Here is a 22,617-nt window from a genome sequence, read left to right as displayed (position 1 = left end):
TAGTTTATAATTTACAATTTATAGTTTACAGACTTTCGAGGAAAGCCTTGGTGACATTGAATGAGCCTTCTGCCATCTTAGCCCAGAAGTCGAAGTACTGCTGTGCCTTGGTATCCTTCAGAGGAACATCGCTGATGATGCGGAAGGAGATGAAAGGAGTCTTGTAGATGTGGCAGGTCTGTGCGATAGAGCAGCTTTCCATATCCACAGCCATGGCATGAGGGAAATGTTCCAGGATGGAGCGCATCTTCTCCTTGCTGTCTACAAACCATTCGCCGCTAACAATCTGTCCGGCATGAATCTTCGGATGCTGGTTGGCGGGCAGTTCATTGATGGCAAGTGCTTTCTCCACATACTCCTTTGGAGTCTTGAAGGTGGCTGGCATACCGAGAATCTGTCCAAACTCGCATTCATCACCGCAGTAGGCATCGTGATAAACACAGTTGGTTGCCACTACTACTTCAGTAACATTGAGGTTGATGTCTGCACCGCCAGCCACTCCCGAAGAAATCACGAGGTCCGGGTGATAATTATCAATCATTTCCACCGCTCCGATGGCGCTGTTCACCTTTCCTATGCCGCACTGCTGCATCACCACCTCGTTCTCGCCGATTTTTCCGATGACGAAGTCCTTATGATTCTTTCGCTCTGTCTGCGATTCTGTCAATAATGTCTTGAGCTGCGTGAACTCCTTGTCCATCGCAACGATAATTCCTATTCTCATACTGATTTATTTCAAATTTGGGTGCAAAGTTACAAAATAAATCCCATAAAAGAACAATTCCCCACCTATATTTTATAACAGGCAGGGAAATGTATATCAAGTTTTAACTACAAAACGTATGGTTGTTTTCTTCTGTTAGAAATTTACGCCAAAATTGAGCATGACGGCTCTGTTGCGTGCCTTGTCAAATGTATCGTGGCAGATGTTGGCAAGACCGAGGTCGTAGGTGAGGTCGGCATAGAACATGTCGTAGCCGATACCGCAACCGATGCGGAGACCGCCATCCAGGCGACGGAAGTTGTTGCTTCGGAATGAACTCTGAGCCTCGCGCTCAGCAAAGTTCTTGATCTTGCCACCCACGCCTGCTGCAAAATATCCACCGGCAAACGGCTCTATGGTTAAGTCATCATCTATCTCATATTTATATTTTACTACTACCGGAATCTCCAGATAGTTGAGGTCGTAGGTCATCTTCTTGCCTCCGCCTAAGGATTTCTTTCCACCTTTTTCTATATAATAGAGACCGGTCTCCAGATAGAGTGGGTCAGAATAGGTAAGCGGGAAGCCGGCTACAACACCTACGTTGAGACCTGTCTGCCAGTCGCCACCATCGAGACGGCTGTCGTCAGAAGTGATGTATGAGAATCCGGGTCCGATGCGGATGCCGTAATAGGTATCGACGCCCTTATTGTTGAATCCATAGTCGAGATGCCCCGTCTTCTGGTTATAATATTTACTGTGCTTGTAATTCTGTGCAGTAGATGGGATGACTGCCATCAGCATCGCCATCAAGATAAATACGATTTTTTTCATAATCTTACTCATTTTATGTTTATGGGTGCAAAGGTATGGCTTATCGGCAGATAAACCAAGATAGTTTCCCTAAAAGTTAGGGGGAAACCCCTATTGTGACTTTTCTACGATAAAAAAAGTAAAAAGTTTCTTCTTTTATTTTGTAGTGTCTTCGATTTGTGCTAACTTTGTCCCCAAAATTATAAACGTTTATAGAAAATATGAAATTTTTGAAGAAGTATCTACTGGATATTCTGGTAGTAATTATTTTTGCGGTAATCTCCTTCGCCTACTTCATGCCAGCTGACATGGACGGACGAATCCTGTTCCGTCATGACTCTGCGGCAAGCAAGGGACTGGGACATGAGAAGGAACTTTACCAGCAGCAGACTGGCGAGACTACTCGCTGGACCAACTCTGTATTCGGCGGAATGCCAACTTATCAGATGTCGCCTTCGTATGGCAGTACCAAGGTGCTCGACCAGGTAACTAAGGCTTATCACCTGTGGCTGCCAGATTATGTATGGTATGTATTCGTATATCTTCTTGGCTTCTACATCATGTTGCGTGCTTTCGATTTCCGACAATCGCTGGCGGCATTGGGTAGTATCATCTGGGCATTCTCGTCCTACTTCTTTATCATTATTGCAGCCGGTCATATCTGGAAGGTATGGGCACTGGCTTATCTGCCTCCTATGATTGCGGGAGTGGTGCTGGCTTATCGCGGCAAGTATCTGAAAGGTTTGCTCCTGACAGCCATCTTCTCGGCTTTCGAGGTGTACGCCAACCACGTGCAGATGACTTATTACTATCTCTTCATCATCCTCTTCATGGTGATTGCTTTCCTGGTAGAAGCCATTCAGAAGAAGCAGCTGGCTCGTTTTGGCAAGGCTACAGCGGTATGCGCAGTGGGTGCCCTCATCGGTATCTCGCTCAACCTGTCCAACCTTTATCATACCTGGCAGTATGGTCAGGAAACCATGCGCGGAAAGAGTGAACTGGTCAAGAAAAACTCTGCTAATCAGACCAGTAGCGGTCTGGATAGAGACTATATCACTCAGTGGAGTTATGGTATTGACGAGACTTGGACGCTCCTGGTTCCAGATGCCAAGGGCGGTGCTTCCGTGCCTCTTGCCCAAAACGAGAAGGCAATGGAGAAGGCAGACCCTAACTTTGTTCAGATTTATCAGCAGCTGGGTCAGTACTGGGGTAATCAGCCTGGTACCAGCGGTCCGGTATATGTTGGAGCATTCGTATGTATGCTCTTTATCCTTGGGCTGTTTATCGTAAAGGGTCCGATGAAGTGGGCTTTGCTCGCTGCCACCATTCTGAGCATCCTGCTCTCATGGGGTAGAAACTTCATGCCGTTCACCAATTTCTTCCTGGATTATATTCCGATGTATGCCAAGTTCCGAACGGTGGCTTCCATCCTCGTTATCGCCGAGTTTACCATTCCGCTGCTGGCGATGATGGCGTTGAAGAAGATTGTGGATGAACCGGAAGTGCTGACTTCTAAAATTAAATATGTATACGCCAGCTTTGGTCTGACTGCAGGTTTCTGCTTGCTCTTTGCCATCATGCCGAGCGTATTCTTCCCTGATTTCGTCTCAGCCCAGGAGACTCAGGCGCTGCAGCAGTTGCCTGCTGAATATCAGGGTCCTATTATCAGCAATCTGGTAGAGATTCGCAAGAGTATCTTTACTTCTGATTGCTGGCGTTCGTTCTGGATTATCGTTATCGGTTCAGCCTTCCTGCTGCTTTATAAGATGAAGAAGCTCGGTGCAGAATTCATGATTGCGGGTATCGCCGTGCTCTGTCTCGTGGACATGTGGATGGTGAACAAGCGTTATCTCTATGACGATATGTTCGTGGACAAGGTAGAGCGTGATGCTCCTCAGCAGATGACAGAGACCGATAAGATCATCTGTCGCGATAAGGCACTCGACTATCGTGTGCTCAATCTCGCATCGAATACCTTCAATGAGAACGAGACTTCTTATTATCATAAGAGTATCGGTGGATATCATCCAGCTAAGTTGCGCCGTTATCAGGAGATGATTGATGCTCACATCGCTCCTGAGATGCAGAAGACAATGAAGGCTGTGGCTGAGGCTGGCGGTGATATGACCAAGGTGAATGGAGATAGTATCTTCCCTGTATTGAATATGCTGAATGCCAAGTACTTCATCATGCCTTTGCAGGGCGGTCAGACTGTTCCTGTTCAGAATCCATACGCCTACGGCAATGCCTGGTTTGTTGACGAGGTGAAGTATGTGAACAATGCCAACGAGGAAATCGAGGGCGTGGGCAAGGTGAACCTCCGTCATGTAGCCGTGGCTGATGCCAAGTTCAAGGAGCAGCTGAATCAGAGTGTAAAGCAGGATGATACTTCGGTTGTGAAGATGACTGCCTATAAGCCAAACAACTTGACTTACGAGGTGAAATCGACCAAGGGTGGTGTTATCGTATTCTCTGAAATCTACTATCCGGGTTGGGCTGCTACCGTAGATGGAGAGCCTGTAGAACTCGGTAGAGTAGACTATATTCTCCGTGCGCTCAATGTGAAACCTGGTAACCATAAGGTGGTACTCGATTTCCATCCACAGTCGCTCAAGAATACAGAGACTGTAGCATACGTAGGTTATGGCGTTCTTGTACTCCTTATTATAATAGGTATAGGAGTGGAAGTCAAGAAACGCAAGAAGAATACTGAAGTAGTTAAGGAATAAAGGAGTAGAAGAGATGCTGTTTCGGACAGAAATCGATATTCCTAAGGCTGACTTTGAGATACAGCCGGCAGAGCAAATGCTCTTTGTGGGCAGTTGCTTTGCCGATAATCTGGGGCGCAGATTTGTAGAGAATCGCTTCCGGGCTACGGTGAATCCTTTCGGAGTGATGTATAATCCGGCTAGTATTCTTCATACGGTGGAGAAGAGCCTGGATGTTCATCCACGGGTTGCGGTCTTTACGTTGGGGACAAACCATGTGTATATATTGAAGGAGACGGGCGAAATAGTGGACAACTGCCAGAAACGCCCACAGCGTCTTTTCGAAGAAAGGGAACTGAGCGTGGATGAATGTGCGGACTATCTGCAAAAGGCGATAGATTTGCTGAAGGCAGAAAGAAAGCAAACTTCATCAGCAGACGGTGGCTTGAAGGTTATCATCACGGTGAGTCCTATCCGATATGCCAAGTATGGCTATCATGGAAGTCAGCTTTCCAAGGCTACGCTTCTGTTGGCTGCCGATAAGCTGGTAAAGGCGAATCCGGGAGTGGTGAGCTATTTCCCGGCTTACGAAATCATGAACGATGAACTTCGTGATTATCGCTTCTACAAGGAAGACATGCTGCATCCGAGCGACCAGGCTGTGGAGTATATCTGGGAGAAATTCCGGACAGTATACTTCGGAAAAGCAGCCGAGCAGTTTCTGGAAGACTGGAGACCCATCCGGGAAGCGCTAGGGCATAAACCCTTCAATCCTGATAGCGAGGAACACAAAAAGTTCATCGCCAGGACGGAAGAAAGGAAAAGAGAATTTGAGGAGAAGTATCTTCTCTTATAAAATATAGAATCATTAAAGTATTAAGACAATGACATATACTATTGAAAAGGTAACCACACTGATAGGTGCGCGTCGCTATGGAGACAATGATACCAACATCGGTTTTATCCTGACCGATAGTCGTTCACTTTGTTTCCCAGAGGAAACTCTATTCTTTGCGCTCAAGTCGGAGCGTAATGATGGTCACAACTACATACCTGAGCTGTATCGCAGAGGTGTGAAAAACTTTGTGGTGACTGATGTTCCTAAGGGGTACGCTTCTGATTATCCGGAGGCAAACTTCCTGAAGGTTGTCAATACGCTGGAGGCTTTGCAGCGTCTGGCAGAGCGTCATCGTGATGAATTCAATATCCCTATCGTGGGGATTACGGGTTCCAACGGCAAGACCATGGTCAAGGAGTGGCTCTATCAGCTGCTCTCACCAAGTATGTTCGTTACCCGCAGTCCTAGAAGTTACAATTCCCAGATAGGTGTGCCATTGTCTGTCTGGTTAATGAACGAACAGACTCAGGTGGGCGTGTTCGAGGCTGGTATCAGTCAGCCAGGTGAGATGCTTGCCCTCCGCGACATCATCCAGCCTACCATTGCTGTTCTTTCCAATCTAGGTTCTGCCCATCAGGAGAACTTCTCTTCCCTGGAGGAGAAGTGCCGTGAGAAGCTCATCCTCTTCCATGATGCTGATACCGTGGTTTATGATGGAGATAATGAGGTGATTACCAAGGTGGTGGCAGAATATCCTGATTATAAAGGTGAAAAACTCTTCTGGTCGTTCAAGAATCCTGAGGCTCCTTTCTTTGTCAAGAGCATCGAGAAGCAGCAGAGCGTGAGCGTCATCACCTATATATATAAAGGTGAGGTGGATAGTTTCTCCATCCCATTCATCGATGATGCTTCTATCCAGAACTCTATCATCAGCGCTGTGGTGGCTTCTAAGCTCGGAATCTCTGCTGAGGATATTGATAAGCGTATGGCGAAACTCGAACCAGTGGCTATGAGACTGGAAGTGAAGGTGGGACAGCACGGATGTACTCTTATCAACGACAGTTACAACAGCGACATCAATTCGCTTGACATTGCTCTCGACTTCATGAATCGTCGTCCGGATCATCGTGGACGCCGTCATACCTTGATATTGAGCGATATCTATCAGAGCGGCCAGACTCCAGAGGCGCTATATAAAGAAGTGAGCGATCTCGCCCGCAAGCGTGGAGTTGTGAAATTCATCGGTATTGGTCCTGAACTCTGCAAGCAGCATGATATTATTCAGATTTCTGAAAAGTTCTTCTTCCAGGATGTAGAGGAATTCATAGCCAGCGAGGTCTTTGCTTCCTTGCGTGATGAGGTCATTCTGCTGAAGGGCGCTCGCCAGTTTGGTTTTGACCAATTGACCGAGTTGCTGGTTCAGAAGGTTCATGAAACCACTCTTGAGGTGAATTTGAATGCAGTGGTAGCCAACTTGAATTACTATCGTGCCTTTATGAAGCCTGAGACAAAGCTTGTCTGCATGATTAAGGCTGACGGTTATGGAGCTGGAGCTGTTGAAATCGCAAAGACTTTGCAGGATCACCGTGTAGATTATCTGGCTGTGGCTGTTGCCGATGAAGGTGTAACCCTGCGCAAGAACGGAATCACCAGCAATATTATGATTATGAATCCGGAGATGACCGCCTTCAAGACCATGTTCGATTATGACTTGGAACCAGAGGTTTACTCATTCCGTTTGCTCGATGCACTGATTAAGGCTGCAGAGAAGGAGGGAGTAACAGGATTCCCTGTTCATATCAAGCTGGATACAGGAATGCACCGCATGGGCTTTGATCCGGAAAACGATATGGAGGAATTGATCGGCAAGCTGAAGCATCAGAATGCCATTATCCCTCGTTCTGTGTTCTCTCACTTCGTGGGAAGTGATGATGACAGCTTCGATGACTTCTCTGCCCATCAGTTTGAACTCTTCGATAAGGGAAGCAAACAGTTGCAGGCTGCCTTCGACCATAAAATTCTGCGTCATATCTGTAATTCTGCAGGTATCGAGCATTTCCCGGAGCGTCAGTTGGACATGTGCCGCCTAGGTCTTGGCCTTTATGGAATCAACTCCCGCAACAATAAGACAATCAACTGCGTGAGCACCCTGAAGACTACCATCCTGCAGATGCACCATGTGAAGGCGGGAGATAGTGTAGGTTACAGTCGCAAGACCATTCTTGATAAGGATAGTGTGATTGCAGCCATTCCTATCGGTTATGCCGATGGCTTGAACCGCCGACTCGGCAATCGACATGCTTATTGCCTTGTCAACGGTCAGAAAGCTGATTATGTAGGCAACATCTGTATGGATGTGGCGATGATAGATGTGACAGGCATCGACTGCAAGGAAGGTGATTCTGTGGAAATCTTCGGAGAGCATCTTCCTGTTCAGACGCTGAGTGATATTCTGGAAACTATTCCTTACGAAGTTCTGACTACCATCAGCAACCGAGTGAAGAGAGTTTATTATCAGGACTAGGAAGTGAAGAACGACGTTCAATTCGTCAATAAATCGTGCAAAAACGGATAAAAATCGATAAATCCCATCCGAAAAGCTCGGATGGGATTTTTTTTAAGTAATATTTTCCATCAAAACGTATTGAATATGAAGAAAAAAGTGTATCTTTGCAGCCAACAAATCATCTAAAAACAGGTGGAGGTGCACTTTTGGTGTATTTTCTTAACTATTTAACAAATTCAAAAAGTAATAATGGAACAGGTATTTAGCTATATCATCAGTCTGGGTGCAAGCGTGATGATGCCTATCATCTTCACGGTTATAGGACTATGTATTGGCATGAAATTCGGAAAAGCGTTGAAATCGGGACTCTTCGTAGGTGTGGGTTTCGTGGGTTTGGGTGTGGTCACTGCTTTGTTGACTACTAACTTCAATGACCCGCTGAAGGCAATCTCCGACATCTATCACCTACAGTTGAACGTGTTTGACATGGGTTGGCCTGCAGCAGCTGCCGTAGCTTATAATACAGCAGTGGGTGCTCTGATTATCCCAATCTGCTTGGGTGTCAACTTCCTGATGTTGATAACCAAAACCACCCGTACGGTGAACATCGATCTTTGGAACTACTGGCACTTTGCATTTATCGGTGCCGTGGCTTACTTCGTAATGGGTGAAAGTTTGCTTTGGGGATATTTTGCAGCCATCGTCTGCTATATGATAACATTGGTATGTGCAGACTTCACTGCAGAGAAGTTCCAGAAGTATTACGATTTGGATGGTATCTCTATTCCGCAGCCATTCTGCCAGAGTTTCATGCCATTCGCCATCATCTTCAATAAACTCCTGGATATGATTCCTGGTTTCTCTAAGCTTGATGTTGATGCAGAGGGATTGAAGAAGAAGTTTGGCGTGCTCGGCGAACCATTGGTTCTCGGTGTCATCGTAGGTGCCTTGATTGGTTGGGCTGCACAGCTCGATATCAAGAAGATTCTCTTCCTCGGTGTAACCATGGGAGCAGTGATGGAGCTGATTCCTCGTATCACCTCTTTGTTTATCGATGGTTTGAAGCCAATTTCTGAGAAGACTCAGGAGTTGGTAAAGACCAAGTTCAACGGTAAGAAGGTTCACATCGGTATGAGTCCTGCCTTGGTGATTGGTCATCCTACGACCCTGGTAGTATCAGTCATTCTGATTCCTGTCATCCTGGCTATCGCTGTATTCTTGCCAGGCAACCAGTTCTTGCCATTGGCATCATTGGCAGGTATGTTCTACCTCTTTCCAATGATATTACCATTCACCAAGGGAAATGTGGTGAAGACTCTTATCATTGGTTTGATAGCCCTCATCATCGGTCTCTACTTTGTAACCGATATGGCTCCAGACTTTACAATGGCAGCCAATCAGGTTTATGCAGCTACTGGTGATAATGCCGCTCATATTCCTAACGGATTTTCGGGTGGTGCACTCGATTTTGCTTCATCTCTCTTTGGATGGGTCATCTATCGTGGCGTGAAGCTTTCATACATCGGTATGGGTGTGCTTACCATCATCACTATCGCCTTGTTGGTTCTCAACCGTCAGCGCATCGTGAAGGAAGAGAGAAAGGTAAAAGGGTAAAAAGGTAAAAAGGTAAAAGGGTAAAAAGAACCTTAACCCCTTCCTCCCTCTTTGCACCCCCCGTTCCCAGCGATTCCATCGCTGGTCCCCTAAAGATAAAATATCAATAATAAACAAGATAATTATGAAGAAATTAACATTAATATTAGCAGCAATGGTATTAACAGCAAGTCAGGCTTTTGGCCAGTGTGGTAAGTGTGGATACGAGGTAAAGGCAGAAAATGCCTACACCAACTACAACGTTCGTTATGCTAGCAACCCAATGGATGCCAAGCATTACACAACAGACCGCCTTCGCAGCGAGTTCGCTATCGAGAAGGTATTCGCTCCAGGTGAGGTAAACTGGACATACACTATGTTCGACCGTTTCCTTATTGGTGGTGCAGAGCCAACAACTGCTCCTTTGAAGCTGACTTCTATCGCTCCTCTTTATACAGATAAGCCAAACGATCAGAAGAATCTGCTCGACAACCGTGAACTGGGTATCATCAACATCGGTGGTGAGGGTACTGTTACCGTAGATGGCAAGAAATATACTCTTGGTTTCCAGGAGGCTCTCTATGTAGGTCGTGGTGCCAAGAACATCGAGGTAAGCAGCAAGGATGCAGCTAAGCCAGCTAAGTTCTATATGAACAGTGCTTGCGCTCATCAGACATTCCCAAACAAGAAGGTGACTCTGAAGGATGCCAACAACATCAAGGCTGGTAGCTTGAAGGAGAGCAATGACCGTGTTATCCATCAGTTGATTATCGATGGCGTGGCTGGCGTTCGTACTTGCCAGCTGCAGATGGGTGTAACAGAGTTGAAGGAGGGTTCTGTATGGAATACCATGCCTGCTCATACTCATCTCCGTCGTATGGAGACTTATCTTTATTATAATGTACCAGAGGGACAGAAGATTCTCCACGTCATGGGTGAACCACAGGAGACACGTCCAATCTGGTTGAACAACGAGCAGGCAGTTATTGCTCCTGAGTGGTCTATCCACTGTGCAGCAGGTACCAGCAACTATACCTTTATATGGGGTATGGCAGGTGAAAACCTTATCTATAACGATATGCAGGTAGTGAAGATTCCTACATTGGAATAATAGAGTGAGAAATATTGGCATAACCTGGCTTGAAGATACAAGCCAGGCTTTGCCGTCTAATAACTGGAATAAATAATAAATATAAAAATAACGCTTAAAAACTTAGACAAATGAGTCCTATTTCAACGAGTAAAATGTCCAACTTCCGTTGGGTTATCTGTGCATTGCTTTTCATTGCTACCACAGTCAATTACATGGACCGTCAGGTTCTGTCATTAACATGGAAAGACTTCATCGCTCCAGAATTCCACTGGACTGATGACGACTACGGTACGATTACTGGTCTTTTCTCTATCTTCTATGCCATCGCTAACCTCTTTGCTGGTAAGTTCGTGGATTGGATGGGAACTAAGAAGGGTTATCTCATTGCCATCTTCGTATGGTCAACAGGTGCCGTTATGCATGCAGGTTGCGGTTGGGTAGCTATGCAGATAGAGGGTTACGATTCTATCGAGGCACTCCGCATGGTACAGGCTGGTAGCGATGCAGCTGTTGCTATTGCTACCATCAGCGTATGGTTGTTCCTCTCTTGCCGTTTAATCCTTGCTGTGGGTGAGGCTGGAAACTTCCCTGCTGCTATCAAGGTAACGGCAGAGTACTTCCCAAAGAAGGACCGTGCTTTCTCTACTGCCATCTTCAATAGTGGTGCATCTGTAGGTGCCTTGGCAGCTCCAGCTACTATTCCATTGTTGGCTCGCAGCATGGGCTGGGAGTGGGCTTTCATCATCATCGGTGTGCTCGGTTATGTATGGATGGGTCTCTGGATATGGCTTTATGAGAAACCATCAAAGAGTAAGCATGTGAACAAGGCTGAGCTTGCTTACATTGAACAGGATGAAGATCTCGATAAGGTTGAGACTGAGAATGCTGAGACTACTGAAGAGGAGAAGACCATCGGCTTCCTCAAGTGTTTCAGCTATCGTCAGACATGGTCATTCATCGTTGGTAAGTTGATGACTGATGGTGTTTGGTGGTTCTTCCTCTTCTGGGCTCCAGCTTACTTCTCAGATCAGTATGGTTACTCTTCTGACTCTGGTATGGGTATTGCCCTTATCTTCACTCTCTATGCGATTGTAACCGTATTGAGTATCGGTGGTGGTTACTTGCCAACCTACTTTGTTGACAAGAAGGGTATGAATCCATATATCGGTAGAATGCGTGCGATGTTGATCTTCGCTTGCTTCCCATTGCTTGGTCTGATTGCTCAGCCTATGGGTGAGTACAGTGCATGGTGGCCAGCTATTATCATTGGTTTGCTCGGTGCTGGTCATCAGGCTTGGTCAGCTAACCTCTATTCTACCATCGGTGATATGTTCCCTAAGTCAACTGTTGCTACAATCACTGGTATTGGTGCAATGGCGGGTGGTATCGGTTCTTTCCTTATCAACAAGGGTTCTGGTATGCTCTTCACCTACGCAGAGGGTCAGGGTTCTGCCTTCAGCTTCATGGGATTTGACGGCAAGCCTGGTGCTTACATGATTGTATTCTGCATCTGTAGTGTTGCTTACCTCGTTGGTTGGTGCATCATGAAGGCACTGGTTCCTAAGTACAAGCCAATTGTGGTTGAATAATGAAAAGGTAAAAAGTAAAAGGGTAAAAAGGTAAAAAAAGCACCTCGCTGGCTAACATTCCGCTAGGCTTTTTTACCTTTTTACCCTTTTACTTTTAAATAAATCCTTGCTGTTTGAGGGCATCCAGGAATCCTACGCTCATCGCTTCACAGTCTTTCTTGGTATAGCGGATGTCTGTGAAAACTTGGGCGAGAGTCTCTACATTGTTGATGCGGACAAATTCCTTGTTCTCTTCCAGAGATTCCTTTTCTGAATAGAAATCATCTATTTTTTCTGGAGTGTAATCTTCAAAGGTCTCATTGTGAACGATGCTGCGTAATGGCAGACGGTCGGTTTGTGCAGGATTTTCATCTGGCCAGCCGATGGCTAATGTAGCTACAGGCATTACGAGCTTAGGAAGCTTCAAGGTATCAATAATCATCTTTGGCATATAGACCGTTGTACCTAGAAAGCAAGTACCCAATCCAGCCTCTTCTGCCAGATTGGTAAATGTCTGGGTGAAGAGGAGAGCATCTGTGGCTGCATTCATGAAGGAGAGAATGTTGTCGTAGCCAGGAGTTCCCTTGCGGTTTTCTGCCCATAGGGTGGTGCGACGATAATCGGCACAGATGGTGAGTACAACGGGAGCACCTGTCACCATCGGCTGGTTGAAATGAGCTGGAGCCAATGCCTTCTTGCCTTCCTCGCTACGGGTAATGACAACGCTGTAAAGCTGAAGATTACCCATGGTTGGGGTACGCATTGCATCTTCCAGCAATTGATTCAGAAGTTCGTCAGAAACTTCCTTCGTTGAATATTTTCTAATGCTTGTTCTGTTCTTGATTGATGTCATAACTTTCCTATTTATGTTATTCTACCTTATTATATATAGTAGCTCCGTGTTGTTTTAGAGCCCTATTTTGATGCAAAGTTAGTGAAAGTTTTCCTAAATGGTACATATCTTTTATATTTTTAGTGAAATATATGGTAAAACGTTTCATATTTTAGAAATAAAATCTTAATTTTGCACCATAATATTAAACGTTTGATAGAATGAATAAAGAAAATACAAATTTTGAAGAGGCTACAAAGGTCTTGCTAGATGAGTTGAAAAACAATTTAGCTGCTCTTCATAAACAATATGAAGTGCGTCCGGCTGAATGGAGCAAGATGCATGATCAGCTGTTGAAAGTAGTTTCTGAGGAAACTCAAATTCCTTATGTACCTGAAGAGGTGGTAGAAGTGCGTCCTAGAGAATTGGAATGTGATGTCGTAAGATATCAGAATAATAAGGAAAAGTGGGTGGCTCTTGTTGGATTGCTCAATGGACATCCTTATGAAATCTTCACCGGCTTGCAGGATGAGGATGAAGGAATCATGCTCCCTAAGTCTGTTACTAAGGGTAAAATCGTGAAAACCGTTCTTGAGGATGGTGTGAAGCGTTATGACTTCCAGTTTGTCAACAAGCGCGGTTATAAGATGATTATTGAAGGTCTTAGTGAGAAGTTCAACCCTGAATACTGGAATTATGCTAAGTTGATTTCTGGTGTATTGCGTTATCGAATGCCTATTGAGCATGTAATCAAGCTTGTGAATCAGCTTCAGCTTACCTCGGATAGTATCAATACCTGGAAGAAAGGTGTAGAGAAAGCCCTCAAGAGATATCTCAATGATGGGAGTGCCTTTGATAGGGGGGACGACGACATGGAGGAAGAGGCTTAATGCTGAGGTCTATTGAATCAGAAGACTAAACTATTTATGAAATTAAACTATGTCTGTTAGTAGTAGGATTTATTTGAAGAATGCTCGTTTTCATGCTTATCATGGCGTGTTGCCGCAGGAGAGAACTGTCGGCAACAACTATGTGGTGAATCTAGTCGTAGATTATGATTTCACTGATGCTATGGAAACGGATGAACTGTCTGCTACCATTAATTATGCAGAATTGTATGAAATCATCAAAGAGGAGATGGCTATACCAAGTAAGCTGCTGGAACATGTAGCGGGAAGAATCGGTAAAAGACTCTTTTCTGAATTTTCCGCTATTCGTCAAATACAACTGGCTATTACTAAAGAGAATCCTCCTTTTGGAGCTGATTGTGACGGTGCAGGAGTTGAAGTTGTATTAACAAATGATAAAACTTACTAGTTAGTTTAGGTTTTCTGATAATAAAGTAGTAATTTTGCAAAGTCATCAGAAAGTATGTATAAAAAAATAACACTGATATGGGTGGTATTGTGGATGTTGGCAATGACTTCGTTTGCTGCCAATAGAAACTTTACACTTGTGATAGATGCAGGACATGGTGGTCATGATGCGGGTGCGCGTGGAGCTATTTCCATGGAAAAGAATGTCAATCTGTCTGTGGCGTTACAATTCGGCAGATATGTAGAGAAGTATATGCCAGAGGTAAGAGTGATTTATACACGTAAAACAGATAAGTTTGTCTCTTTGATAGAACGTGCCAATATAGCTAATCGTGCCAATGCAGACCTTTTCATCTCTGTGCATACCAATGCTTTGCCTGCAGGTAAGATAGCACGTGGATTTGAAACCTATACGCTCGGTATGCACCGTGCCAAGGATAATCTTGATGTGGCTATGCGGGAGAACTCTGTAATTTCGATGGAGAAGGACTATAAGCAGACTTATCAGGGATTCGACCCGAAATCTTCGGAGAGTTATATCATCTTCGAATTCATTCAGGGCAAGAATATGGAGCGCAGTGTAGAGTTGGCAAGAATGATTCAGCGTAAGGTTTGCGATAATGCCAATCGTCCTGACAAGGGGGTGCATCAGGCAGGTTTCCTGGTGTTGCGTGAAACATCTATGCCAAGTTGCTTGATTGAGTTGGGATTCATCACAACGCCTGATGAGGAAAGAATTCTCAATAATTCTGATCGTGTTAATGATATAGCGAAATCTATTTATGATGGTTTTGCTCAATATCGGAATAAATATGATAAGAGGGTCACTGTACCTTATCGCCCATTACAATCTGGTGATGTAGAGGAATTGAAGGAGCAAGAATCTCAACATCAAGTTGAACCTCAGAGAAAAAATGAAGCTCAGAAGAAGGTAGAAGTTCTGAAAAAAACAGAAGCTCTAAAGAGAACTGAACCTCAGAAAAAGGCTGAAGTTCAGAAAAGAGTAGTAGCTCAGAAAAAGCCAGAGCCAAAGGATGCTCCTGTTTTCAAGCTTCAAATCTTCGTGAGTGACCGAATCCTGCGCAAGGGAGATGCCCATTTCAAGGGCGAGACTGATTATGAATCATTCAGGGAAGGTAATCTGGTGAAGTATACCATGGGTGCCTCTTCTAATTATAATGAGATATATCGTTTGCGTAAGAGTTTGCAGGAAAAATTCCCTGAGGCTTTCATCATCGCTTTCAAAAATGGACAAAAGTATGATGTAAATCAGGCGATACGTGAATTTAAGCAGAATAAAAATAGATAAAAATGAAACTGACAAAGGAAATAAAGATAGCGCTGGTTGCTGTTGTAGGTATTTTGATTATGTATTTCGGAATTAATTTTCTGAAAGGTATCAATCTGTTTTCTACCAACAATGCCTATTATATGACGTTTGATAACATTCAGGGATTGGGCGCTTCTACGCCTATCTATGCGGATGGTTACAAGGTGGGTACTGTGGATGCCATCAGTTACGACTACAAGGAAAACGGACCTATCAGAGTGACGGCTGATATTGTCAAGGATCTGAGGATTCCGGCTGGTAGTCAGGCTGAGATTTCTAAAGATATGATGGGCAACCTTCAGGTGAACCTGCTCCTGGCTAATAATCCACGTGAGCGTATTGAACCTGGTGGAACTATTCCAGGCTCTATCAATGCAGGTATCATGGGAAAGGCTGAGCAACTTATTCCTGTTATGGAAAAGATGTTGCCTAAGCTCGATTCAATCTTGACTAGTGTGAATGCTCTCCTGGCAGACCCTGCTTTGGCAGCTACACTTCATAACGCTGAGACCATTACCAGCAACTTGACAGTTTCTACTCGAGAGTTGAATACCTTGATGGCAGGTTTGAACAAGCAGATACCAGGTATGATTGGTAAGGCGAATGGCGTGCTCGATAATACCCATAAATTGACAGCCAATTTGGCTGCTTTGGATGTACAGGGGACATTGAACAAGGTGAATGCTACCTTGGAAAATGCACAGCAGTTTACTGAGAAGCTGAATAGCAATAAGGGAACTCTCGGTTTGTTGATGAATGATACCCAACTCTATGAGAATTTGAACTCAACCATGGGGCATGCAGATTCATTGATGATAGATCTGAAGGCGCATCCTAAGCGCTATGTGCATTTCTCAATATTTGGAAAAAAAGATAAGTAAACTTGATTTTACTTATATAAATATTATCTAAATAACAAAATAGATGTTTCACGCCCCGATATAACTGCCAAACTGTTTGTTTGTTAGCTATTTCGGGGGTGGTACATAAATGTTTCACTGCAAGAATATTAACGATTGTGGATAACTCTGTAAAATGCAGAGCATCAACTGGTTACATTTAATGTATTAAAATTAATTAAATGGGGAGATTTGCTGTTCTCCTTTTTTTTTCTTAATTTTGCAACTGATTTCGCATCTTTAGTGGTGTGAACACAATCAATATCTAAAAAATAATTAATATAAAATAGTCAATGTTAGCAAGTCCGAAAGCGCTTTGGGATAATAGTCTTTTGCTTATAAAGGATAATGTGTCAGAGCAGCAATATAATACATGGTTTAAGCCAATAGTCTTTGAGTCGTACAAGCCATCGACAAAGACTTTGTTGGTGCAAGTTCCAAGTCCGTTTGTTTACGAATACTTGGAACAGAACTATGTTGGCTTGTTGAGTAAGGTGCTACATCGCAATTTTGGTGATGGAATCCGACTCACTTATCGTGTTGTTACCGATAAGGAACATAAGATTGCACAAGATTTAGAGGCTGATCCTGCTGACGAAGAGGTTGCTGAGCGCAACAGAAAAGCGAAGCAGGCTCAAGCCCAAGGTGTCGTTCCTGAGGCTCTTCAGCAGGATGACATTGATACCCAGCTCGATCCTAAGCTTACATTCAATAATTATGTCGAGGGTGAGAGCAATAAGTTGCCTCGTTCTGTGGGATTGTCTATTGCTGAGCATCCTAATACCACTCAGTTCAACCCTATGTTCATTTATGGTCCATCGGGAAGTGGTAAGACGCATTTGGTGAATGCTATCGGTTTGAAGGCAAAGCAGATATATCCTCAGAAGCGTGTGCTTTATGTCAGTGCCCGTCTTTTCCAGACTCAGTATACGGATGCTATCTTGCATAATTCCAGCAATGATTTCATCAATTTCTATCAGTCTATTGATATTCTGATAGTGGATGATATTCAGGATTGGGCAGGAAAGGCTAAGACATTGAACACTTTCTTCCATATATTCAATCATCTCTTCCGTAATGGCAAACGCATTATCTTGGCGAGCGACCGTCCACCGGTGGAGTTGAAGGATATGCCAGACCGCTTGATTACCCGTTTCTCTTGTGGCTTGGTATGTGAGCTTGAAAAACCAAATGTGGAGTTGTGTGAAGATATTGTCAGCAACAAGGTTCGTCGCGAAGGTTTGAAGATTCCTAATGATGTTGTGGCCTTTATTGCTCAGACCTGCAATGGCAGTGTGCGTGATTTGCAGGGTGCTATCAATGGTCTGTTGGCTTATAGCATCGTGTACAACAGTCATATTGATATCCGATTAGCTGAGCGTGTTATCAAGCGTGCTGTGAAGGTAGATGATAAACCACTCACAATTGATGACATCGTCGAGACCGTATGTAACCATTATAATGTAACTGTTACGGCTGTGAACAGTAAGAGCCGTAAGCGTGATTATGTGGTGGCACGACAGGTAACTATGTATTTGGCGCAGAAATTTACCAAGATGCCTGCTTCACGCATCGGCAAACTCGTTGGTAATCGCGATCATAGCACAGTTATCCACAGTTGTTCCAAGGTTGAAGAACGATTGAAGGTTGATGCTGCATTCAATGATGAAATCAATAGTATTGAGAACGGATTGAAGATAAAAAAAGGTTAGAAATGCACGGAACCTTGGTATAGTGGTTCTGTTTATATAAATGAAATAAAAGGAAGTCGAGCTTTTTGCATATGCTCAGGCTTCCTTTTCCTGTTTATTTGCTTTGAACTTTAAACTTTGAGCTTTATGATTAGTTTTCTTTTTGCTCTTTTTTCATCATCTTTTTCCATTTGAAATATCCGGCTACGGCGATGATGACGTAGAGACCATAGAGCCCAGCCTTGAATGGGATACCTTTTACTATATAGAGATAGCAGCAAACGGCATCTACAAGAATCCAGAAGAACCATTGTTCTATGTATTTCCGTGCCAAGGCCCACAGACCCACAAAGCTCAGGGCATTGGTGAAGCTATCCTGCAATGGTACCGTGGAGTTGGTAAAGGTAATCAGAATATAATAGGTGATTCCCCATGCTGCCAGAAAGAAAATAGCGGTAGGGAGATAGAGCGATTTTTTCATATAAGTGATCGGAAGCTCTTCTTTTTCTGTCTGGTTGTGTTTCTTGCCGAATTTCCAAACAGCATAGCCATAGACGGCTGCCACCGTATAATATACTGCCATACCTGCATCGCCATAAAGACCATGGCTCCAGTATAGCCAGACATCCAGAGCCGGCATGATGATGCCCACTGCCCAAAGCCAGATGCTGGCACGGTACTCCAGCAAGATGTAAATCAAGCCGAGTACCGTGGTAAAGATGTCTAAACCATGTGATGCAATATAATCCATCATGATGTTTTAGTTTTTGAATCTACTTTCTAGAAACCGTGATAATTAGAACTTCAATGTTACATGTCCCATTACAGTGGTGCCTGCCATAGGAATATAGCTGATGGCACTGAGGCGGTGATCCTGAGTGTAACCGGCACTCTGACTTACCGCATTGTACCATACGGAACCGCTCGCTGCGTAATGACGGTTGAAGATATTGTTGATATCAAAACCGAAAATCATCTGCTTGATTCCCAGCTTCTTAGCTACATTTGTCTGATAGTTGAGGCTCAGGTCGCTCTGTGAATAGCAAGGCAAAGAACGGTCTTTGCTCTCAGAATTGTCGAGATACTGACTGCTTACGAAGTTGGTGTGCCAGGTTGCTGAGAATCCGGCATAGTGCAGGTCGATGAAACCATTCAGAATAGCTGATGGAGAATATGACAAGGTTGAATTGTCGTAGTGTATCTTCAATGCATCACCATCCCAATTATCTACATACTCATCGAAATCCTTGATTTTGTTCTTGCTCAAAGCAGCATTTCCCTCCAAGGACAACCATGACAATGGTGCCCAACCTGCTGTCAACTCAACGCCCATGCGATAAGAATCTTTGATATTGGTAGTCAATGGCTCACCGATTTCGCTCAACTGTCCGGTTTGAGCCAGCTGGTTGTCATAATCCATGTAGTAGAAGTTGGCACCTGCATGCCAGTTGCTTCCCTCATACTGATAACCGAATTCCACATCGAGTAACTTCTCCTGTTTAGGGAAAGGATAGTTGAGGTTGTCGGTATAGTTGTTGCGCTCCGGCTCACGGTTGCTGTAAGCTACGGAAGCGTAAGCCTTATGACCGTCCTGGTTGAAGCTGATACCTGCCTTAGGATTGAAGAAATTGAATTTCTCGTCGATGTTCAACTCCTGATTCTTGTAGCTGCCGTCTTTCTGAGCGATAAACTTATCGTTGATACCATCAGTCTTGTATTCCACACGGCGGTATTGCAGGTCTGCGAATGCATTCCAGTAGTCTGCAAAGCGATAGCTTGCCTTGATGAAGGCGCTGTAGTCGTATTTGTGGGCATCAGAATCATAGTACTTATACTTGCCGTTGCTGCCGAGGAACTGTTTCTCTGCATCCTGATTGGCGATATAAGTAAGATATCCCCAGTGGTTGCCACGGAACTGCTGGAGGTTCAAGCCTCCGATTACGTCCCAGTGTTCATCCTTATAGTTGGTGTTATATACCATGCCGTAGGTGTTCTGGGTCAATCCCTTCTTGCGGATGAAGTCAGATTTTTTAACCTTGTTGCCCTCTGCATCCTTGTAAACTAGTCCGAACTTGGCAAACTTATACTGATTCTTGAACTCCTTGTAGTAGCCGTAACCATAGGTATAGTGCAGGGCGATGTTGTGGCTCCAGTGACTGTTAGGAGTCCAGGCTGCAGAGAGAATATTGTGGTTCTGATAGAAATTATCCGTAGTTTTCTCCCATTTGTTGCCGTTTCTGAGGGTATATGGCTTGATGTTATAATCGCCCTTTCCATTGCGCACCAAATCGCCAGTCAGGACATTGAATTTCCCCAGTCCAGCCTCGTACATATCCTTGTATGTGCGTATTCCATCATCCATCAATGTGAAGTTGGTATTGTAGTCGCCTCCCAACACGCCATTCCATGCCTGTCCGGTCTTCTCGAAGTTGCCGATGTTCTTATAGCTGATCTTGAAGTTATCTCCTAACCAGGTCAGTCCACCATAGTAAGAGCCGGATCTGCCGTCTGTTCCGTCGATATAGCCATCTGTGGCAGTCTCATGATAAGCACCGTCAAAAACCAGGTGGTTGCCCATCAGTCCGGTAGAGAAGCTGATGCCCGTATTGAAAGTGTTGTAAGTGCCGTAAGAACCAGTTACTTCTGCCATAGGAGTGAGCGAAGGAGCAGCTGTAGCCATAGAGATGCTGCCGCCGAAAGCACCATCGCCGTTGGTAGAAGAACCTACGCCACGCTGCACCTGAACACTGCCCAGGAGCGAAGCATAACTGTTCATGTTAGCCCAGAAAACGGTCTGGTCTTCAGGAGAATTGAGAGCCACGCCATCGAGTGTCACGTTGATGCGGCTTCCTGCAGCACCACGGATACGCATGTAGGTAGTACCGGTTCCGATACCATTTTCGCCCCACGCCAGGATACCTGGTGTGCGAGAAAGGAGGAAAGGCAATTCCTTACCTGTAGAGGAAAATTGTTGGAGTTCTGATTTCTTGATGTTGGCAATGGCGTATGGAGCTTCTTTTGTGGCACGTACGCCTTTTACGATTACTTCATTCAAATGTTGCACCTTCAAGGTGTCGATTTTTGTCTGTGCCAGTGCAGCTTGGCTTGCCAAAGAGCAAAATGCTACACCGAGTGTGATCCCGTTGAATCTTTTCATTTATTTAAATTAAAACCTTTATATAAGGGGCATTCGTGTAAAGCTACCCCTTCGTCAGCGCTCTGCTAACTGGATGCAAAGTTAGCAATAATAACCGAAAGCGCAAAATTTTCGTAAGTTTTTTCAAGGTTTCAGTCTTTATATCATTCTTTTTTATTATATTTGCAGCTGTAATTGTATTGAACCTAAATAAAACGAAGATATGGTCAAGAATATTTGTCGTCTAAACCTTTGGGTCTTCTTTTTGGGGACTATGCTAGCATTCTCTTCGTGTCAGAATGAGCAGCAGAAGAATCTGCTCAGCGAGGATGCTATCAATGGTTCTGTGTCCGAAATTTATTCCAATGCCGTAGCGCCCCTATATGATTATATGGACAAGGATAGCCAGGAAACTTCTTATGCCGACCCGCTTTACCATGTCTGGGAATATATCTATCAGGGTATTTCTCTTGCCAATCATTCCCTTGATTTTATTGATGATAACGCCTCGCTGATTACTGCCGACCAGAAAGACCGGTTGAAGGCTGAGGTGCGAGCCATCAGAGCCTTGCTTTATTATGAGGCGATGGATAAGTTTGGGCGTATTCCGGTGGTTTTGTCTTCGGAAGAATCTGCTATTTATGCCTCTGCAAAGTCCGATTCCACTGCTTCCTTTACTGATGTCTATCTTTCTTCCCAAAGTAAGAGAAGTGAGGTCTTTCAGTTTATTTTCAGTGAGTTACAGCAGGTTTTGCCTTATCTCTCCGCTCAGCATAGCGGTAAGGAGGGCAGTTTTTTCGGTCGCATTACGAAACCGGTGGTCAACTATCTGCTGGCAAAGATGGCTTTGAATGCAGAAATTTATACTTTTGATGATTGGACCAAGGGTTATAAGAAGCGTCCAAGGGGTCGTAATATTGATTTTATGGTTCAGACAGCCGATGGTGCCTCCCTGCTGAATGACCTCAAGGCGAGCGAGAATCGCAGCAAGAAGCTGAATGCGTGGGAAACCTGTATTTACTATTGTGATGCTCTGGCTGCTGAGGGATATTCCTTGGACGAGGATGTGATATTCTGCAGTATCGACAGCCGCACAGAGCTTCCTAGCCGTACCGGCACCCCAGTTGCGCGTTTCCTGTTCCGTTATACGGATGTCTTGCTGATGAAGTCAGAGGCAAATATCCGTAATGGTGAGGATGGCAGAACTGAACTGAATATGGTTCGCGCCCGTCAAGGCAAGCCTGCCCATAGGGCTACGCTCAATCGTATTCTCGAAGAGCGTCTTGCCGTATTGTCAAGAGAAGATATTCATCGTCAGGACCTTATCCGCTTTGGTATGTTTACTGATGCCTTCAATCTCTATCCATATCTGAAAGGCAAATCGTCCGGTTATATCACCGTTTTCCCGATTCCTCAGAAATGTATCGATTTAAATCCTAAGTTGGTACAGAACAAGGGATATGAAGAAGAAGGTTCATCTGCTTATAAAACAATGCGTTATGACTAATGGTGAGTGAAACGCCGTGTGGTTGGAATAGCATTTTTTATAAATCCAGCAACGCAGCGTTTCACAGCGTCGCTAGATTTATTT

General features: G+C 44.5%; 16 protein-coding genes and 1 pseudogene. 12 read left to right on the top strand and 5 right to left on the bottom strand.

What is annotated here, in order from left to right:
* Positions 1 to 25 precede the first annotated feature (25 nt).
* Both ACQRBJ_RS00320 and ACQRBJ_RS00315 read right to left on the bottom strand, forming a co-directional pair.
* Positions 26 to 724, bottom strand: coding sequence for a 5'-methylthioadenosine/adenosylhomocysteine nucleosidase (locus ACQRBJ_RS00320; RefSeq protein ID WP_294970829.1), 699 nt, complete (start codon positions 722 to 724; stop codon positions 26 to 28).
* A 135-nt stretch (positions 725 to 859) separates the two neighbouring features.
* A complete protein-coding gene (locus tag ACQRBJ_RS00315) occupies positions 860 to 1,537 on the bottom strand; it encodes a porin family protein (RefSeq protein WP_295346776.1) in 678 nt (225 codons plus the stop codon).
* A 200-nt stretch (positions 1,538 to 1,737) separates the two neighbouring features.
* Between ACQRBJ_RS00315 and ACQRBJ_RS00310 the strand changes: the two genes are divergently transcribed.
* The 6 genes from ACQRBJ_RS00310 (at position 1,738) to ACQRBJ_RS00285 (ending at position 11,843) form a co-directional block, all read left to right on the top strand.
* On the top strand, positions 1,738 to 4,245 hold the full coding sequence (locus tag ACQRBJ_RS00310; protein ID WP_295346777.1) for a YfhO family protein: 2,508 nt from the start codon (positions 1,738 to 1,740) through the stop codon (positions 4,243 to 4,245).
* Positions 4,246 to 4,258: 13 nt separating this feature from the next.
* Positions 4,259 to 5,080, top strand: coding sequence for a GSCFA domain-containing protein (locus ACQRBJ_RS00305; RefSeq protein ID WP_441931739.1), 822 nt, complete (start codon positions 4,259 to 4,261; stop codon positions 5,078 to 5,080).
* Between the two features lie 28 nt (positions 5,081 to 5,108).
* On the top strand, positions 5,109 to 7,586 hold the full coding sequence (locus tag ACQRBJ_RS00300; RefSeq protein WP_445302598.1) for a bifunctional UDP-N-acetylmuramoyl-tripeptide:D-alanyl-D-alanine ligase/alanine racemase: 2,478 nt from the start codon (positions 5,109 to 5,111) through the stop codon (positions 7,584 to 7,586).
* Positions 7,587 to 7,817: 231 nt separating this feature from the next.
* Entirely contained in the window at positions 7,818 to 9,182 is a 1,365-nt protein-coding gene (locus tag ACQRBJ_RS00295; protein ID WP_295346780.1) for a PTS transporter subunit IIC, read from the top strand.
* A gap of 124 nt (positions 9,183 to 9,306) precedes the next feature.
* Positions 9,307 to 10,272, top strand: coding sequence for a 5-dehydro-4-deoxy-D-glucuronate isomerase (gene kduI, locus ACQRBJ_RS00290; RefSeq protein ID WP_153124438.1), 966 nt, complete (start codon positions 9,307 to 9,309; stop codon positions 10,270 to 10,272).
* Positions 10,273 to 10,382: 110 nt separating this feature from the next.
* On the top strand, positions 10,383 to 11,843 hold the full coding sequence (locus ACQRBJ_RS00285) for an MFS transporter (protein ID WP_445302597.1): 1,461 nt from the start codon (positions 10,383 to 10,385) through the stop codon (positions 11,841 to 11,843).
* 94 nt (positions 11,844 to 11,937) lie between these two features.
* On the opposite strand, the gene ACQRBJ_RS00280 is transcribed toward ACQRBJ_RS00285, so the two are convergent.
* The gene (locus tag ACQRBJ_RS00280; protein ID WP_294970555.1) at positions 11,938 to 12,675 is read right to left on the bottom strand and encodes a nitroreductase family protein; all 738 of its coding nucleotides are present in this window, start codon (positions 12,673 to 12,675) and stop codon (positions 11,938 to 11,940) included.
* Positions 12,676 to 13,052: 377 nt separating this feature from the next.
* On the opposite strand from ACQRBJ_RS00280, the pseudogene ACQRBJ_RS00275 reads away from it, so the two are divergent.
* The 5 genes and pseudogenes from ACQRBJ_RS00275 to dnaA form a co-directional block, all read left to right on the top strand.
* Positions 13,053 to 13,502: pseudogene (locus tag ACQRBJ_RS00275) on the top strand (adenosylcobalamin-dependent ribonucleoside-diphosphate reductase); the annotation flags it as partial.
* 91 nt (positions 13,503 to 13,593) lie between these two features.
* Complete coding sequence (gene folB, locus ACQRBJ_RS00270) at positions 13,594 to 13,971, top strand: dihydroneopterin aldolase (RefSeq protein ID WP_295418107.1); 378 nt, start codon at positions 13,594 to 13,596, stop codon at positions 13,969 to 13,971.
* A 54-nt stretch (positions 13,972 to 14,025) separates the two neighbouring features.
* On the top strand, positions 14,026 to 15,279 hold the full coding sequence (locus ACQRBJ_RS00265) for an N-acetylmuramoyl-L-alanine amidase (RefSeq protein WP_445302596.1): 1,254 nt from the start codon (positions 14,026 to 14,028) through the stop codon (positions 15,277 to 15,279).
* Positions 15,280 to 15,281: 2 nt separating this feature from the next.
* A complete protein-coding gene (locus ACQRBJ_RS00260; RefSeq protein ID WP_294970549.1) occupies positions 15,282 to 16,181 on the top strand; it encodes an MlaD family protein in 900 nt (299 codons plus the stop codon).
* Between the two features lie 311 nt (positions 16,182 to 16,492).
* Positions 16,493 to 17,911 (top strand): chromosomal replication initiator protein DnaA, encoded by a 1,419-nt coding sequence (dnaA, locus tag ACQRBJ_RS00255; RefSeq protein ID WP_294970547.1) that lies wholly within the window; start codon positions 16,493 to 16,495, stop codon positions 17,909 to 17,911.
* Positions 17,912 to 18,041: 130 nt separating this feature from the next.
* Here dnaA and pnuC read toward each other — a convergent pair whose 3' ends face one another.
* Together pnuC and ACQRBJ_RS00245 are read right to left on the bottom strand one after the other, a co-directional pair.
* Positions 18,042 to 18,644 carry a nicotinamide riboside transporter PnuC gene (pnuC, locus tag ACQRBJ_RS00250; protein WP_153124425.1) on the bottom strand — a complete coding sequence of 201 codons (603 nt, stop codon included), beginning with the start codon at positions 18,642 to 18,644 and terminating at the stop codon, positions 18,042 to 18,044.
* A 42-nt stretch (positions 18,645 to 18,686) separates the two neighbouring features.
* Positions 18,687 to 21,047 (bottom strand): TonB-dependent receptor, encoded by a 2,361-nt coding sequence (locus tag ACQRBJ_RS00245; RefSeq protein WP_445302595.1) that lies wholly within the window; start codon positions 21,045 to 21,047, stop codon positions 18,687 to 18,689.
* A 253-nt stretch (positions 21,048 to 21,300) separates the two neighbouring features.
* Here ACQRBJ_RS00245 and ACQRBJ_RS00240 point away from each other — a divergent pair, with 253 nt between their 5' ends.
* Entirely contained in the window at positions 21,301 to 22,533 is a 1,233-nt protein-coding gene (locus ACQRBJ_RS00240; RefSeq protein ID WP_445302594.1) for a RagB/SusD family nutrient uptake outer membrane protein, read from the top strand.
* The last annotated feature ends 84 nt before the right edge of the window (positions 22,534 to 22,617 follow it).

This window comes from Prevotella sp. SGI.167 (assembly GCF_050313615.1).
GTDB lineage: Bacteria > Bacteroidota > Bacteroidia > Bacteroidales > Bacteroidaceae > Prevotella.
Note: the sequence above shows the minus strand (reverse complement) of the source record. Positions and strands in the feature narration are given on the sequence as shown.